Source organism: Tabrizicola sp. TH137, assembly GCF_002855575.1.
GTDB lineage: Bacteria > Pseudomonadota > Alphaproteobacteria > Rhodobacterales > Rhodobacteraceae > Paragemmobacter.
Genome location: NZ_PKRQ01000001.1, coordinates 110,445 through 126,663 on the forward strand (window position 1 = coordinate 110,445; position 16,219 = coordinate 126,663).

General features: G+C 69.0%; 14 protein-coding genes. 8 read left to right on the forward strand and 6 right to left on the reverse strand.

Features of this window, described 5'->3' with window-relative positions; translation table 11 throughout:
* Positions 1-217 precede the first annotated feature (217 nt).
* Positions 218-1,009: a tryptophan synthase subunit alpha gene (trpA, locus tag C0V75_RS00570; protein ID WP_101918962.1), complete on the forward strand. Its 792-nt coding sequence runs from the start codon at positions 218-220 to the stop codon at positions 1,007-1,009.
* Between the two features lie 43 nt (positions 1,010-1,052).
* Here the strand turns inward: trpA and C0V75_RS00575 are convergent, their stop codons facing one another.
* Positions 1,053-1,511: a MarR family winged helix-turn-helix transcriptional regulator gene (locus C0V75_RS00575; RefSeq protein WP_158241753.1), complete on the reverse strand. Its 459-nt coding sequence runs from the start codon at positions 1,509-1,511 to the stop codon at positions 1,053-1,055.
* A 145-nt stretch (positions 1,512-1,656) separates the two neighbouring features.
* Here C0V75_RS00575 and C0V75_RS00580 point away from each other — a divergent pair, with 145 nt between their 5' ends.
* Positions 1,657-2,820, forward strand: coding sequence for an alpha-hydroxy acid oxidase (locus C0V75_RS00580; protein ID WP_101918964.1), 1,164 nt, complete (start codon positions 1,657-1,659; stop codon positions 2,818-2,820).
* Between the two features lie 91 nt (positions 2,821-2,911).
* Here the strand turns inward: C0V75_RS00580 and C0V75_RS00585 are convergent, their stop codons facing one another.
* The gene (locus C0V75_RS00585) at positions 2,912-4,069 is read right to left on the reverse strand and encodes an MFS transporter (protein ID WP_101918965.1); all 1,158 of its coding nucleotides are present in this window, start codon (positions 4,067-4,069) and stop codon (positions 2,912-2,914) included.
* A gap of 194 nt (positions 4,070-4,263) precedes the next feature.
* Here C0V75_RS00585 and C0V75_RS00590 point away from each other — a divergent pair, with 194 nt between their 5' ends.
* The 4 genes from C0V75_RS00590 to C0V75_RS00605 all read left to right on the forward strand — a co-directional run bounded on the left by C0V75_RS00590 (position 4,264) and on the right by C0V75_RS00605 (position 8,150).
* Positions 4,264-4,851: a 50S ribosomal protein L25/general stress protein Ctc gene (locus C0V75_RS00590; RefSeq protein ID WP_101918966.1), complete on the forward strand. Its 588-nt coding sequence runs from the start codon at positions 4,264-4,266 to the stop codon at positions 4,849-4,851.
* A gap of 128 nt (positions 4,852-4,979) precedes the next feature.
* Positions 4,980-5,672 (forward strand): aminoacyl-tRNA hydrolase, encoded by a 693-nt coding sequence (pth, locus tag C0V75_RS00595; protein WP_101918967.1) that lies wholly within the window; start codon positions 4,980-4,982, stop codon positions 5,670-5,672.
* A 26-nt stretch (positions 5,673-5,698) separates the two neighbouring features.
* Positions 5,699-6,706, forward strand: a complete 1,008-nt coding sequence (locus tag C0V75_RS00600) for a DUF2332 domain-containing protein (protein ID WP_371410662.1) — start codon at positions 5,699-5,701, stop codon at positions 6,704-6,706.
* Positions 6,707-7,007: 301 nt separating this feature from the next.
* Complete coding sequence (locus tag C0V75_RS00605) at positions 7,008-8,150, forward strand: serine hydrolase (protein WP_101918969.1); 1,143 nt, start codon at positions 7,008-7,010, stop codon at positions 8,148-8,150.
* On the opposite strand, the gene C0V75_RS00610 is transcribed toward C0V75_RS00605, so the two are convergent.
* Both C0V75_RS00610 and C0V75_RS00615 read right to left on the reverse strand, forming a co-directional pair.
* Positions 8,147-9,133: a YcjF family protein gene (locus tag C0V75_RS00610; protein ID WP_101918970.1), complete on the reverse strand. Its 987-nt coding sequence runs from the start codon at positions 9,131-9,133 to the stop codon at positions 8,147-8,149. The two genes, C0V75_RS00605 and C0V75_RS00610, sit on opposite strands and share 4 nt — an antisense overlap.
* On the reverse strand, positions 9,130-10,545 hold the full coding sequence (locus C0V75_RS00615) for a YcjX family protein (protein ID WP_173861023.1): 1,416 nt from the start codon (positions 10,543-10,545) through the stop codon (positions 9,130-9,132). Before C0V75_RS00615 ends, C0V75_RS00610 begins: the two co-directional genes overlap by 4 nt.
* 106 nt (positions 10,546-10,651) lie before the next feature.
* Between C0V75_RS00615 and truA the strand changes: the two genes are divergently transcribed.
* Positions 10,652-11,425, forward strand: a complete 774-nt coding sequence (gene truA, locus C0V75_RS00620) for a tRNA pseudouridine(38-40) synthase TruA (protein WP_101918971.1) — start codon at positions 10,652-10,654, stop codon at positions 11,423-11,425.
* A gap of 235 nt (positions 11,426-11,660) precedes the next feature.
* Here the strand turns inward: truA and C0V75_RS00625 are convergent, their stop codons facing one another.
* Positions 11,661-13,298, reverse strand: coding sequence for a SulP family inorganic anion transporter (locus C0V75_RS00625; RefSeq protein WP_173861024.1), 1,638 nt, complete (start codon positions 13,296-13,298; stop codon positions 11,661-11,663).
* 73 nt (positions 13,299-13,371) lie between these two features.
* On the opposite strand from C0V75_RS00625, the gene C0V75_RS00630 reads away from it, so the two are divergent.
* Positions 13,372-13,860 carry a HugZ family protein gene (locus C0V75_RS00630; RefSeq protein WP_101918972.1) on the forward strand — a complete coding sequence of 163 codons (489 nt, stop codon included), beginning with the start codon at positions 13,372-13,374 and terminating at the stop codon, positions 13,858-13,860.
* Positions 13,861-13,866: 6 nt separating this feature from the next.
* Here C0V75_RS00630 and C0V75_RS00635 read toward each other — a convergent pair whose 3' ends face one another.
* Complete coding sequence (locus C0V75_RS00635) at positions 13,867-16,155, reverse strand: glycosyl hydrolase family 28-related protein (RefSeq protein WP_101918973.1); 2,289 nt, start codon at positions 16,153-16,155, stop codon at positions 13,867-13,869.
* Between the last annotated feature and the right edge of the window lie 64 nt (positions 16,156-16,219).

Below are 16,219 nucleotides of genomic sequence, written 5' to 3' on the forward strand. Positions count from 1 at the left end.
GTCGCGCCGCTTCTAGTTTGCCACCCCGGCCATAGCAAGTTCCCGGTCGCTCCACCCTGCCCTGAACCGCTGCTTCATCTTGGGGAAAATACTCCACGGGGGTCCGGGGGTGTGAAACCCCCGGTCCCACCGCCCCAGGCCCGGCCCCTCCGCCCATTGATCTTTCCCCCCGCCTCCTGCAAAACCGCCCGCAGACCACAGGGACGGGGCCAGCCAGATGACCAGAATCGACGCCACCTTCGCGCGGCTCAAGGCCGAAGGGAAAAAGGCCTTCGTCAGCTACATCATGGGCGGCGACCCGGATGCCGCCACGTCGCTGGCCGTGATGCAGGGCCTGCCCGCCGCGGGTGTGGACATCATCGAACTGGGGATGCCCTTCACCGATCCCATGGCCGACGGCCCGACGATCCAGCTTGCCGGTCAGCGCGCGCTCGACAAGGGCATGACGATGGACGCCGTCCTCGACATGGTCCGCGCCTTCCGCAAGGGCGACCAGACCACGCCCATCGTGCTGATGGGCTATTACAACCCGATCTATTCCCGCGGCGTGGACCGCTTCCTGTCCGAGGCGAAAGAGGCCGGCATCGACGGCCTCATCGTCGTGGACCTGCCCCCCGAAGAGGATGACGAGCTGTGCATCCCCGCCCAGAAGGCCGGGATCAACTTCATCCGCCTCGCCACCCCCACGACCGATGCGAAGCGCCTGCCCAAGGTGCTGCAAAACACCTCGGGCTTCGTCTATTACGTCTCCATCACCGGCATCACCGGCGCGGCGGCGGCACAGGCCACCGATGTCGCTCCCGAAGTCGCGCGCATCAAGGCCTCGACCGACCTGCCCGTGATCGTGGGCTTCGGCATCAGCACGCCCGAAGCCGCCCGCGCCATCGCCTCGGTCGCCGATGGCTGCGTCGTCGGCTCGGCCATCGTCAAGGATATCGGCGCGGGCACCCCCGTCGCGCAGGTCCTCGCCAATGTCGCGGCCCTGGCGGCCGGGGCCCATTCCGCCTGATACCGCCGCTGCGCCGTAGGGCGGGGGTCTCCCCGCCCCCCGCTCAGGCCGCTTCCGGAAACCGCCGCTGATCCTCCAGCCGCTCGGCCAGCGAGGCGAGGTCCACCGCCAGCGACTGCACCGCCTCGATCGGGGCCAGCCCCGCGATGCGCGCCATGTCCCGCTCCACCGCCGTCACGCCGGTCATCGCGAGCGTCCGCCCCTTCGGCGTCAGCCACAGGCATTTCGACCGCCCGTCGCGCGGATTGGGCTCCAGCCGCACCAGGCCCCGCGCCTCCAGCACCGCCAATGTATGCGACATGCTGGTCTTGGGCCAGCCGAAGGCCGATGCGATGGCGCGCGGCGTCTGCCCCTCGCCCAGCCGGATCAGCCGCTCCAGCACCGCGAATTGCGCCGCGGTCAGCCCCTTGGGCAGCCGCGCCTCCACAAGCCGCTGCGCGGTATGATGCGCCGCCGATATGGCGGCGAGCAGGGTCAGAACGGGGGTCAGGGTCTCGGTCACGGGCGGGCCTCCTTGCCTATGCCCCTGCCGCAGCAAATCCCGTGCCAGAGTCGCACCACAAGGTGCGACCCCGCACCAGCTGCGCCCCGCCCTTGCCGCAATGCCCCGGAATTGGTAAGCAAAGGTAACCAATCGGAAAGCGCCCATGCCCGTTATCACCTGCATTGACGACCTCAAGCGCCTGCACAAGCGGCGCACCCCGAAGATGTTCTTCGACTACTGCGAAAGCGGCAGCTACACCGAACAGACCTTCCGCGAGAATACGTCGGATTTCCAACAGCTCCGCCTGCGCCAGAAGGTGGCGGTGGACATGCTGGGTCGGCGCACCGACAGCACCATGATCGGCCACAAGGTCGCCATGCCCGTCGCCCTCGCCCCCGTCGGCATGACCGGCATGCAAAGGGCGGATGGCGAGATCAAGGCCGCCCGCGCCGCCGAAAAGGCCGGTGTGCCCTTCACCCTCTCCACCATGTCCATCTGTTCGATCGAGGATATCGCCGAACACACCAAGGCCCCCTTCTGGTTCCAGCTTTACGTGATGAAGGATGAAGGCTTCGTGGACAGCGCCATCGAACGCGCCCGCAAGGCCGGCTGTTCGGCCCTTGTCCTGACGCTCGACCTCCAGATCCTCGGCCAGCGCCACAAGGACCTCAAGAACGGCCTCTCCGCCCCCCCGCGCCTGACGCTGCGGAACATCCTCGACATGGCGATCCGCCCGCAATGGTCGCTGGAAATGCTCGGCACAAAACGGCGCACCTTCCGCAACATCGTGGGCCATGCCAAGGGCGTGGGCGATCTCTCCAGCCTGATGAGCTGGACCAATGAACAGTTCGACCCCGAGCTTGACTGGAAAAAGATCGCCCGCATCCGCGATCAATGGGGCGGCAAGCTGATCCTGAAAGGCATCCTTGACGAGGAAGACGCCCTGAAGGCCGCCGATTTCGGCGCCGATGCCATCATCGTGTCCAACCATGGCGGGCGGCAACTCGACGGCGCGCTCTCCTCCATCCGCATGCTGCCCCGCATCGTCCGCGCCGTGGGCGACCGGACCGAGGTCTTTCTCGACAGCGGCATCCGCTCGGGCCAGGACGTGCTCAAGGCGCTGGCACTGGGCGCGAAAGGCACCTTCATCGGCCGCGCCTATATCCACGGGCTGGGGGCCATGGGCGAGGCAGGGGTGACCAAGGCGCTGGAGGTGATCCGCAAGGAACTGGATATCACCATGGCGCTCTGCGGCGAAAAGGCGGTCCAGAACCTCGGCCGCCACAACCTGCTGATCCCGAGGGATTTCGAAGGCGATTACCTCTAGGCGTCGCGCCAGGTCCAGCCCCCGGGAGGCGCTTCGCCCTCCCGGACCCTCCCGAGGATATTTGAGAACAGATGAAGTTGCAGACGCAGGGTCAGGCCGGCAAGGCCCGCCGCTGCCGCGCCATCATCGGCGCAAGGATCAGCACGCAGAGCAGCATCACGGCGGCAAAGACAAAGGCAAAGCGCAGACCGAAGGCCCCGGCGATGAAGCCAAGGCTGGGCGGCCCGAAGAAATAGCCGAAATAGCCCAGCAAGGTGGCCCGCGCCACGGCCCGCGCCCGCGCCTCCGGTTCCGCCAGCCGCCCGACCATCGAAAAGGCCGTGGGCGCGATCACCGAAGACCCGATCCCCATGACGATGAACCCCGCATAGGCCATGAGCGGAGAGGTCGCCATCGCCGCCCCCAGCGCCCCGCAGGCCGACACCACCGCCCCCCCGATCAGCAGCCGGATCGGATCGACCCGCGTCACGATCCCCTGCCCCACCAGCCGCGCGAAACCCATGGTCAGTGCCAGCGCCGCCGGCCCCATCGCGCCTTCCTCCGGGCTGCCGCCCAGCGTCTTTTCGATATGCAGCGCCGACCAGTTCTCGGCCGCGTTCTCGGTCAGGAAGGCGATCAGCACGATGCCGCCCCCGATCACCGGGATCAGGCCCAGCCGCCCCGCCGTTCCATCCTTGGGCTTCCTCAGCCCATGAATCGTCCCGTCCCGCTCCAGCGTGGACAGCGCCAGCACCGCCGCCACCGCCGCCATCGTCCCCATCACCCAGCCCGGATTCCAGCCTTCGCCCCGCATCGCCCCCGTCGCCAGCGCGCCCCCGGCATAGCCAAAGCTATAGGCCGCATGGCAGAGGTTCATCAGATGCAGGTTCCGCTCATTCTCCAGCGCCGCCACGCGGGCGTTCATCAGCACATCGGTCAGCCCCGTCGCCGCCCCGCAGGCCATCATCGCCAGAGGGAAGATCCAGGCCACCCCCGCCTGCCCCGGCAGGGCAAAGGCCGCCGCCATCAGGATCGTGGCCACGGGCAGCGCCACCCGCCCCAGCATCGCCCCGATCATCGGCGCCAGCAGCATCGCTGTCACCGCCGCAATCGGCGTCGGCAGGATCAACAGGCCCAGCTCCGACTCATTCACCTCCAGCGCCGCCTTCAGATCGGGCAGCACGGCGGCAAAAGTGCCCCACAGCACGCCCATGGCGGCAAAGGCGGCAACGGGCGCGCGCGCCGCGGAAAGGGTGGTCGTCACGGACATGGGGGCAATCTCGGGGGCAATCTCCTGCCTGCCACAGCTAGACCGCCCCCCGCCCCCCGGCAAGCCTGCCCGCGACCCGACCCGCGCCGCCCGCGACCCGATTTTCCCTTTCCTTCCCGCCGAATCGCGGCTATAGCCCCCCGGTCGCGCCGCACACCCTTGGAGGGCGGCGGATGAATATATGGAGAAAACCTATGGCTCATGAGATCCCCGATCTTCTGGCCGAGGTACGGACGGGGACAGGCAAGGGGGCCGCTCGTCAAGCTCGTCGTGAGGGCTACGTACCCGGCATCATCTATGGCGACGGCAAGGAGCCGACGCCGATCAAGCTGAAATACTACTACCTGCTCAAGCGCCTGAAGGCCGGTCGCTTCCTGCAAACCCTCTTCAACGTGAAGATCGAGGGTGGCGAGGAAGTGCACGTGATCTGCCGCGGCGTGCAGCGCGACGTGGTGAAGGATCTGCCGACCCATGTCGATTTCATGCGCATCCATGACGAGTCGCGCATCAACCTCTTCATCCATGTGGATTTCATCAACCACGAAGCCTCGCCGGGCCTGAAGCGCGGCGGCACGCTCACCGTGGTCCGCCCGGAAGTGGAGCTTGAGGTCGTGGCCGGTGACATCCCCGATCACATCACGGTTGACCTGACCGGCAAGCAGATCGGCGACGTCATCCACATCAATGACGTGGACCTGCCGAAAGGCGCCAAGCCCACCATCGCGCGCAACTTCGTCATCGCGAACATCGCCGCTCCGACGGGCCTCGCCGCGTCGGAGTGATCCTTCGGGATTTCGCATCAGGGGGCGCGGCCGGGTGATCGGCCGCGCCCCTTTCCGTTTCGCCACAGACTTGCACCGCAACCGCACCTGCGGCAAAGGTCGCGCAGGACCGCAGGAAGGGCAGGACAGTGAAAATCTTCGCAGGCCTCGGCAATCCCGGCGCGAAATACGCGGGCAACCGCCACAATATCGGCTTCATGGCGCTGGACCGCATCGCCACGGACCACGGCTTCGGCCCGTGGAAATCCGCCTTCAAGGCGCAGGTCGCCGAAGGCCGCCTCGGCGCGGTGAAGGTGCTGCTCCTCAAACCCCAGACCTTCATGAACCTGTCGGGCGAGGCCGTCCGCGCCGCGCTCGACTTCTACAAGCTCGGCCCCGAGGCGGTGACCGTCTTCCATGACGAGCTTGACCTCGCCCCCGGCAAGGCCCGCGTGAAACAGGGCGGCGGCCATGCCGGGCATAACGGCCTGCGCTCCATCCATGCCCATCTCGGCACCGATGCCTATGCCCGCGTGCGGCTCGGCATCGGCCATCCCGGCCACAAGGATGCCGTCGCCGCCTATGTCCTGCACGACTTCGCCAAGGCCGATCAGGACTGGCTCGACGACCTGCTCCGCGGCCTCTCCGACGGCGCACCCGCGCTCGCCGAAGGCGATGCCGCCCGCTTCATGAACGCCGTCGCCCTGCGCACCGCGCCCCCCCGCTCCTCCGACCGCAGCGAAGGCAAGGCCGCCGCGCCGCCCAAAGCCCCACCCGAAGCTCCACCCGCCACCACCGACGACCGCACCGCCCTGCAAAAGCTGATGGACAAGTTCCGCTGACCCCCGAACCCGCCCGCGCCGACAGCATCCGCGCCGCCTTCCGCTCGCAGGCCCGCGCCTGCGCCCGCCTCGGCTCGCCCCTGATGGAAAGGCTCCTCCACGGCCTTGCCGGGTCGCTCCAGCCCGGCACGCCCCTCACCGACCGCATCCTCACCTGGCCCGGCGATCCCGGCCCCGCCGGCGATGCCCTGCCCCTGCGCCTTGCCGCAGGCCTCCATGCCCTCGTCCTTTCCGGCACCGCCCCCGCCCTTGCCAAAGCCTATGCCGCAGGCACCCCCCTCCCCGCCGCGCTGGACGCCCTGCAAACCCATGCCGCGCAGCTCGACCGCTGGCTCGACCACCCGCCCCAGACCAACGAATTGCGCCGCTCCGCCCCCCTCCTCGCCGCCGGCCACCTCCTGACTGCCCGCTTCGGCCTGCCCCTCGCCCTCTCCGAACTCGGCGCCTCCGCAGGCCTCAACCTGCTCTGGGACCGCTGCACCCTCACCCTGCCCGGCCTCACCCTCGGCACAGGCCCGATCCACCTCGCCCCCGACTGGGACGGCCCACTGCCCCCCGCGCGCCCCATCACCATCGCGGACCGCGCAGGCTGCGACCTACACCCGCTCGACCCGGTAACCGACCGCCTCCGCCTCCTCGCCTATCTCTGGCCAGATCAACCCGACCGCCTCTCCCGAACCGAGGCCGCCTTGCGCGAAGCCGCCCGCCTCCGCCCGCCCCTCACACAGGCCGATGCCGCCGACTGGCTCGACCACCGCCTCGTCCCCCCTCGGCAAGGCACGCTCCACATCGTCTTCCACACCATCGCGGCCCAATACTTCCCCGCCGCCACCCGCGCCCGCATCGCCGCAACGCTGGCCGCCGCAGGCACAAAGGTCACCCCCACCGCCCCCCTCGCCCATCTGGCGATGGAGGCAGACGGCACCCCCGACGGCGCCGCCCTCACCCTCACCACCTGGCCCGGCGGGCAGACCGAATCCCTCGGCCGCGCCTGCTTTCACGGCCGCTGGCTGCGCTGGTCGCCAGATCGCTGACCCACCCTCGCCCCGGCAAAGCAGCGCGCAGCGCTCCCCGCATCCGCCACCGGACCACGATCAGACCCTTGACCGCGCCTCCAGCCCACGCACCCGCCCCCACACCCTTAACCAACACCCCCCAGTAACCTTAACGCCCCACCTCACCCCCCTTCATCTTGGCCAAAAATACTCTCAGGGGGTGAATGGGCGCGCAGCGCCCAGAGGGGGCGGAACGCCCCTTTCCCCTTCATGCCACACGCCCCCGCTTGGCAATCCGCCCGCCCCGTGCCAAGCCTTCAGGCAAACAGGGAAACCGACCATGCGCCTCGCCCTTCGCCTTGCTCTCCTCGCGATCCTCCTCCTCGCCGCCGCCGCCCTCTGGAAGCGCGAGGAAATCGCCCGCCTCATGGCTGTGAACTCCCTCTTCGCGCCCGAAACCATCGTCCAGAACTTCTCCCATATGGACGACCTCTTCCTCACCCGCCCCCTCTCGCGCGGCGATGGCCCCATCAGCCCCCTGCCCCAGGGCCCGCAGGCCACCCTCCCCCCCGAAGTCACCGACTGGATCGCCGACCGCAACGTCACCGCCCTCGTCATCCTGAAGGACGGCCAGATCGTCCATGAAAGCTATCATCAGGGCACCGGCCCCGATGATCTCCGCATCTCCTGGAGCGTGGCGAAAAGCTTCCTCTCCGCCCTCTTCGGCATCGTCCTGGCCGAGGGCCATATCGACAGCCTCGACGATCCGGTCACGAAATACGTCCCCGCCCTCGCCGGCACCGCCTATGACGGCACCACCATCCGCCACATCCTGACCATGTCCTCCGGCGTCGCCTTCAACGAGGATTACATGGATTTCTGGTCCGACATAAACCGCATGGGCCGCGTCCTCGCCCTGGGCCAGTCGATGGACGGCTTCGCCGCCAGCCTGAAGGACCGCGCCGCCGATCCCGGCAGCCGCTGGCATTACGTCTCCATCGACACCCATGTCCTCGGCATGATCATCCGGGGCGCAACAGGCGAAGACATCCCCGAACTCATGGAACGCCACATCCTCGCCCCGATGGGCCTTGAGAAGGCCCCCTATTACCTGACCGATGGCGATGGCGTCTCCTTCGTCCTCGGCGGCCTCAACGTCACCACGCGCGACTATGCCCGCTTCGGCCAGATGATCGCCCAAGGCGGCATGTGGCAGGGCCGCCAGATCGTCCCGCGTGACTGGGTCGAGGCCTCCATCACCCCCTCCGCCCCGGGCGGTGCAGGCTACGGCTATCAATGGTGGATCGCCGAAGGCGCATCGCCGGGCGAAGTGAACGCCCAGGGCATCTACGGCCAATACATCTGGATCGACCGCGCCCGCAACGTCGTCATCGCCGTCAACGCCGCAGATCGCGACTTCGAAGACCCCGGCGTCGCCGAAGCCAACATCGCCCTCTTCCGGCGCATCGCCGCAGGCCTCTAGGCCTGCCCCTCCCCCTTGCCGAAAAACCCGGCAAGGGCCCGCCCCACCGTCTCGGTCACCCCCGGTTTCGGCAGCGCGTCAAAGGGCATCGGGCGGCAAATCTCCATCGCCGCCACCCCCACCCGCACCGTCAGCGCGCCATTGACCACGCCTTCCCCGAACCGCCGCGACAGCTTGGACAACAGCCCTCCCCCCGCGACCGACCCGATCAGATCATCGGTCAGGGCAATCGCCCCCGTCGCCACCAGATGCCCGAAGACCCGCCGCAGCAGCTTCACCGACCCCAGCATCCCGGACCGCCCGCCATAGATCTCCGCCACCCGCCGGATCATCCGCAGATTGGCAAACAGCGCCGCCGCCACATCGGCCAGCGCCAGCGGCACCAGCGCCGTCACCGTCGCCACCTGCCGCGCCGCCGCCTCGATCTCGGCCCGCGCCTGCGCGTCGAGGGGCGCCATCACCTCCACCTCCGCCAACCGGATCAGCGCATCGGCATCCATCACATCGGACTCACGCTCCGCCACCCGCGCCAGACCCCAGCGCAGCTCCCCCCGGCCCGCATAAAGCCGCTTCACCTCGCGCAGCACCGCCCGCGCCTCGGCCAGGGTCCCCGCCCCCGCCGCCCGCGCCCGGATCCCATCCAGCCGCCCCAGCCGCGCAAAGCCCGCCGCCTCCCGCAGGGCCAGCAACACCGCCGCCAGCACCGCCGCCCCCACCAGAACCAGCGCCACCGTCCCCAGCAGCGTGTTCGCCGTCAGCAACCCCGTCACGAACTCATAGGCCGCCACCGAAAGCACAAAGGAAAACAGCGCCCCAAAGGCCCAGAGCGCGAACCGCCCCAGCACAGACCCGCGCCGCGCCGCCCCTACCCGCAGCGCCGCCTGCATCGCCTGTCCCTGCGGCAGAACCTCCGGCACCGAAGGGGCCAGCGCCGGATCGGCCCCTCCCTCCCGCTCGATCACGAAAGGCTTGTCCGCGCTCACAGCCGATCTCCGATCAGAAACTCCACCGCCCGGTCCAGCCTGATATGCGGCGGCCCGTCACCCGGTTTCACGGCCATCCGCAAAGGCGGCGCGAAACTCATCATCCCGAATTCCGCCTCCAGCCAGCGTTCCGCCCCCTGCCGCGCCGGCGACAGCAGCCGCGCCGGGTCCTCCGGCAACCGCCCCGGATACATCGCCACCACCCGCCCATCCTCCAGCCGCCCGGTCACGCAGTCCAGAACCCGCCCCTCGCGCGTCACCGTCTCCTCCACCGTCGCCCGGAACCCGGCCAGCGACATCGCCGCGGTCAGCGCCCCTGCAAACTCCGCCCGATCCTTCGCCTCGCGCAGCATCGCCTCCATGATCGCGGTCAGCGCCCCATGCTGCGTATGGTGCAGATGATCCGCCTTGGTCGCCGCGAACAGGATACGCTCCACCCGCTTGCCGCCCAAGAGCGCCGTCAGCCACCCGTTCCGTCCCGGCCGGAAGGCCCCCAGCACATCCGCCATCACCCGCCGCAGATCCTCCAGAGCCTGCGGCCCCCGATGGATCGCCCCCAGCACATCGGCCAGCACAATCTGCCGGTCGATCCGCGCGAAATGCGCCCGGAAAAAGGGCTGCACCACCTGTGCCTTGTATCCCTCGAACCGCCGCTCCATCTCGCGCCACAGGCAGCCGCGCGGCATGTCCCCCGGCTTCGGCAAGGGCGCAAAGGTCAGCGCGGGCGACCCCGCCAGATCGCCGGGCAGCAGAAACCGCCCCGGCGTGCAATCCGCCCATCCCGCCTGCCGCGCGCCCCCCAGATAGGCGGTGAACAGCGCGGCCAATTCCTTCGCCCGCCCCTCCACGAAAGGCAGCGCCCCATCCTCCGCCCGCGCCGTGGCCAGAAACGCCGCCCCCTCGGCCCGCTTCGCCAGCCGCGCCAGCACCTCCTCCGACCAGTCGGCATAGCTCTTGTCCAGCAGCGCCAGGTCCAGCAGCCACTCGCCGGGATAATCCACGATGTCCAGATGCACCACCCGCGGCCCGGTCAGCCCCGACAGCCACCCCTCCGGCCGCACCCGGAAGGACAGCCGCAATTCCGATACCGCCCGCGTGCTGTCGGGCCAGCGCGGCGCATCCCCGGTCAGCGCCGCCAGATGCCCCTCATAATCAAAGCGCGGCAGCGTCAGGTCCGGCTGCGGCTGCAACCACACCGCCTCGATCCGCCCCCCCGCCTCGGCCTGCAATTGCGGCATCCGCCCCCGATTCAGCAGATTGGCCACCAGCCCGGTGATGAACACCGTCTTTCCCGCCCGGCTCAGCCCCGTCACCCCCAGCCGCACCACCGGCTCGAACAGCGCTTCCGATACAGAGGCCGCCGCCCCCTCGATGCTGCGGGCAATGCCGTCGGTGATGGATGAAAGGACCAATCGCTTCCCCTGTGCCTCCCCCAAACATAGGCACCCGCGCCGCGCTTGTGTAGCCATGGCCCGCGCATGGTGGACAAGCCCGCCTTGCATCGGCTAACCCCGGCCCATGCCCCGCTTCGCCCTCCTCATCGACTATGACGGCACGCCCTTCAACGGCTGGCAGCGTCAGGCGCAGGGCCAACCCTCCGTCCAGCAGGCCATAGAAGAGGCGCTGGCAAAGCTCGAACCCCGCCCCCATACCATCGCCGCCGCAGGCCGCACCGATGCCGGCGTCCATGCCACAGGTCAGGTCGCCCATGCCGATCTCGCCCGCGACTGGGATCCCTTCCGCCTGTCCGAGGCGCTCAATCACCACCTCAAACCCGCCCCCGTCGCCATCCTCAAGGCCGCCCTCGTGCCGGACGATTTCCACGCCCGCTTCTCGGCCCTCGAACGCCGCTATACCTTCCGCCTCATCACCCGCCGCGCGCCCCTGACGCATGACCGTGGCCGCGCCTGGCACATCCAGCACCCGCTGGACATCGCGGCGATGCGCGCAGGCGCCGCCCATCTCATCGGCCTGCACGATTTCACCACCTTCCGCTCCACCCTCTGCCAGTCGAAAAGCCCGGTAAAGACGCTGGACGAAATCACCATCGACAGCCGCCCCACCACAGGCGGCACCGAAATCCGCTTCCATCTCCGCGCCCGCAGCTTCCTGCACAATCAGGTCCGCTCCATCGTCGGCACGCTGGAACGCGTGGGGGCCGGAAGCTGGCACCCCGATGACGTGCGAACCGCGCTACAGGCAAAAGACCGCGCCGCCTGCGGCCCCGTCTGTCCGTCGCAAGGCCTCTACCTCACCGGCGTTTCCTATCCGGCAGACCCTTTCGCGGGTTGAACAGGTGACCGAGGGCGCTCCCCCCCGGACCAGCCCAGACTATCTTCAAGAAAATGCAGAAGAGGCCGCGCGTTAACCTTAACGGCCTACCCTTCCCCCTTCATCTTGGCAAAAAATACTCTCGGGGGTGAATTGGCCGCATGGCCAAGAGGGGGCAGAAGGCCCCCTGAACCCGGAGGAGGCGCGCAGGCGCCGACGACGCCAAAAGACTTGCGGCGCTAGCCGCTCCGCCAGATCACCGCCCGTCCAGCGCGGCAAGGTCCGGCAGATGCTGCACCAGCGGCGCCGCCAGCCCCTGATGATCCAGCACCTTCCGCACCCCGGGCCGCGCGCCGACCACCACCAGCACGCCCCCCCGCCGCGCCATCCGTCGCGCCAGCAGAAGGAAGGCCCGCGCGCCCGAACTGTCGATCATCGGCACATCCGTCACATCCACCACGAATTCGCGCGGACGGTCCGCGATCCGCTCCAGCACCGATCCCAGCCGCGCCGCCGCGCCAAAGAACCAGGGCCCGCGCAGCCGGATCACCACTCGGTCGCCATCCAGCTCCGCCACCGGCGCATCGCCTGCGCCCGACATTTCCGCCGCCTCCGACATCCGCGCGATAAAGACCAACCCGCCCAGCGCGAACCCCACCACGATCCCCTCCGTCAGGTCGCGGAACACGACCAGCAGGAAGGTCACCACCAGCACCGCCGCATCCGCCCGGCTGCCGCGCAGCAGGTGCCAGAACTCCTCCTTCTCGGCCATGTTCCAGGCCACCACGGCCAGAACGCCCGCCAGCGCCGCCAGCGGGATGAACCCCGCCAAAGGCGCCGCAACCAGCATGAAAGCCAGCACGAAGAGCGCATGCAGCATCCCCGACACCGGCCCGCGCGACCCCGCCCGCACATTCGTCGCCGTCCGCGCGATGGTCCCCGTCACGCAGAACCCGCCGAACAGCGCCGATCCCACATTCGCCGCCCCCTGCGCCACAAGTTCCGCATTGCTGCGATGCCGCGCCCCGCTCATCCCATCCGCCACCACCGCCGACAGCAGCGACTCGATCGCCCCCAGCAAGGCGAAACTCACCGCCCAGGGCAGCGCCGCCATCACCGCCTCGGCGCTCATCACCGGCAGGCCCGGAACGGGTGGCAGGCGCGGCAATTCCCCGAATTTCGATCCGATGGTTTCCACCTCCAGCCCCAGCCCCGCCACCACCAGCGATGCAAGCGCCACCGCGATCAGCATGCCGGGCGCGCCCGGCCGCCACCGCTTCATCCCCTGAATGACCGCGATCACCCCCAGCGCCACCGCCAGCGCCGCCCCCGTCACCGTCCCCCGCGCCTCCCACAGCGCCCGGACCTTTTCCACGATCTCCGCCGGTTCCGGCCCCGCCAGCGTCAGCCCGAACAGGTCGCGCAACTGGCTGGCAAAGATGATGACCGCAATCCCCGCCGTGAATCCCACCGTCACCGGATAGGGGATGAAGCGGATATAGGTCCCCAGCCGCAACGCCCCCGCCGCCAGAAGCAGGAACCCGGAAAGGAAGGTGGCCAGGATCAACCCCTCCACCCCCACCGCCATCACGCAGGCCGACACCAGCACGATGAAGGCCCCCGCCGGCCCCCCGATCTGATAGCGCGACCCGCCCAGCGCCGACACGAGGAACCCGCCCACGATGGTGGTGTAAAGCCCCCGCTCCGGCCCCACCCCGCTGGCAATGGCAATCGCCATCGACAGGGGCAGCGCCACGATGGCCACGGTCAGCCCGGCCAGCGCATCCGCCCGCAGGTCCCGCAGGCCATAGCCTTCGCGCAGAACCGTCACGATCTTCGGCAGGAACTCCGGTTCGGGCGGGGGTGAAGGGGCAGCACGGCTTGCGTCTGTCATGGTCCGGCACTAGCCAAGGGGGCAGGCCCATCCAACGCCCCGCCCCGCCCCCTGTCAACCACCGGAACGCCGCATGCCCACCCGCCCCGATCCCGTCGCCGCCGCCGATGACGAGGCCCGCGCCCTCGCCCGCTCCCTGATCGACGGCGCGACCCATGCCGCCCTCGCCGTCACCGATCCCGCCGACGGCACCCCCGGCATCAGCCGCATCGCCCTCGGCCGCGCCCCGGATGGCGGGCTCCTCACCCTCGTCTCGGCGCTCGCCCCCCACCATGCGGCCCTCAAGGCCCATCCCGCCTGCGCCGTGATGCTGGGCGAGGTCGGCGCCAAAGGCGACCCCCTCACCCATCCCCGCCTGATGGTGAAGGCCCGCGCCAGCTTCATCGCCCCCGACGATCCCGCCCGCCCCGCCCTGCGCGACCACTGGCTCATCCATCACCCCAAGGCAAAGCTCTATGTCGATTTCGGCGATTTCGCCTTCGTCCGGCTGACGCCCCTCTCCGCCCTGCTCAATGGCGGCTTTGCCCGGGCCTTCCGGCTGTCGCCGGAAGACCTCGGGTAAACCCGCTCACAACGGATTGTCGCAGCGCACCGTCACCTGCACCCGCCCGCGCACCGCCACGGGCCAGCGCAGATGCACCTCGTTCCGCGCCCCCCCCTGCTCCACCAGCGTGAAGGGCAGCGCCCATTGCGTCACGTTCGACGCAGTGGTGACCGCCCCCTCCGGCATCAGCCCCGTCACCACCCGCGCCCGCCCGCCAAAAGGCAGCCACGGCCCCGGCTGCACCACCCATGTCTCCGCCGCGCTGCCCTGGTTATGCTCGATGATCACCGGGCTGACCGTCATCTGGTCGATGGAATGGAAGGCATTCGCCTCGAAGGTGATGTTGCGGAACCGCGCGGCATCCAGCCCGGCAAAGCTGTCATCCACCCCCTCCACCCGCTCGATGGTCCCGTTGATCGTGCGGAAGGTGTTGTCCGTCACCATCAACCCGTTGATGAAATGCCCCGGCCCGCGCGGCGTCACCACGATCCAGCGGAAGGCGGTGCTCACCCCGCTCGCCATGAAGATATTGCCCGTCACCGTCAGCCCGCCGAAAGACAGCTCATTGCTGAACGACGGTTCGGCATCATGCTCGTTCGACCATTCGAGGAAACAGTTGTCGATATAGTTCCCCACCACCAGACTGCGCGCATGGGTCGAGGTGAAGACGATCCCCGCCCGCCGCAACCCCGCCTGCTGCTCGTCACCCTGAAAGAAGTGGTTCGCCACCACCAGATGCCCCGTCCCGCCCAGAATGGCGAAATGGGCAAAGCGCACCACCCGGCACTCGCGCAGCTTGGCGTCATTGGCATTCACGTTCAGCGCGATGCTCGTCCGGCTCTGCACCGGCAGAGACTGCTCGTTCGACAGGAACTGACACAGGTCCACCATCAACCCCTGACAGCCCAGCCCCGGCGAGGTGATCCCCCGGTCCAGCGGCCGATTGAACACGCAATTGTCCACCCGCAGCGCGATCCCCGCCACTGGCAGGAGGATCCCGCTCGCCACCCCGCCGCAGTCGAACTCCACCTCGCGGAATTCCAGACGGCTCAGATTGGCGAACCCCATCAGATCGACGACATAGCGATAGCGCTCGAAGGTGAAGCTCCGCGTCCCGGCGGCGGCGAACAGCGGCTGGCTCAACTCCACCGTCCCCGCCGCCACATTCACCGCGCGGACATAGACCTCGCGCCCCACCCCCGTCCCGCTCACCCGCGCGCCGGGGGCGATATTCGCCGCATTGGCCACCCCGGTCAGCCGCGTCGGGCTGGCGACCGAATAGGTCGCCACCGATGTCGCCACTGCCGTCTCCCAGGCCGCCCCGTCCTGCGCCTCCAACTGGCCATTGCGGATCACCCGCCGCAGGTTGAACACCGACAGCCCCGTGATCGCCGCAAGGTCCAGCGGCGCCGCCAGCCGCACCCGCCGCCCCGACAGGTCGAACTCCACATGGTCGCTGAAATTGAACAGGGCCTGCAACGCCTTGCGCAGCCCCGCCTCCTCCCCGCCAAAGGCCGCCGCATAGGTGTTCAGGTCGAAATTCCGTCGGCAGGTCAGCCGCGCCGTGGCAGGCATGACCACCACCCCCTCGAAATGCACATGGCTTTCAAAGGTCACGTTCCCGGCCAGCCGATAGGTCCCCGCCGATACCAGCACCGACCGCTGCCCCGCCGCCGCATCCGCCGCCTCGAAGGCCGCCGTGTCATCGGCCACTCCGTCACCCACCGCGCCATAGTCGCGCACATCGACCCAGGTCATCAGGTTGCGGTGAAAGACCTCGGTCGCATCCTCGACCACGATATCGTCGATCCGCAGCACGCCGCCCACCGGCCCGGTCAGATCAATCCCCAGATGCCCATAGGCCGGGGCCGTGCCCCAGACCATATCCACCCCGTCCCGATTGCCCGATCCGATGATCGCGCTCACCGTCACCACCTGCCCATAGGAGGTCAGCGCCACCCCCGGCCCCACCTGCACCGCGCCGGCCACATTGGCCCCGTTCACCGCCGCCGCGAAACCCGCGATCCGCACCGTGGGCAACGCGCCCGACAGGCATTTCACCCGCGCCGTGACCCGCAGATACAGCCCCGGCTGAAAGGGGATGCGCTGAAAGGACCGCAGCTTCAGCGTGGCGCCCGTCTTCTGCACCTCCAGACAGCCGCCGAAATCCTGATCCGCCGCCACGAAGGCGGCGTTGGCCTGCCCGGCCCAGGACCCCTGCCCCGCCAGCCCATCCTCGCGCGACCACAGGCTCAACCCCGCCTCAAAGGCCGGCGGCATCAGCGCCAGCCCCTCCGTCACCGCCTTGTTCATCGCATCCCTCGCCGCGTTTTCACCCGCAGCAAGGGCTATCAAGGCAGGGTTAACGGGTTGTCAG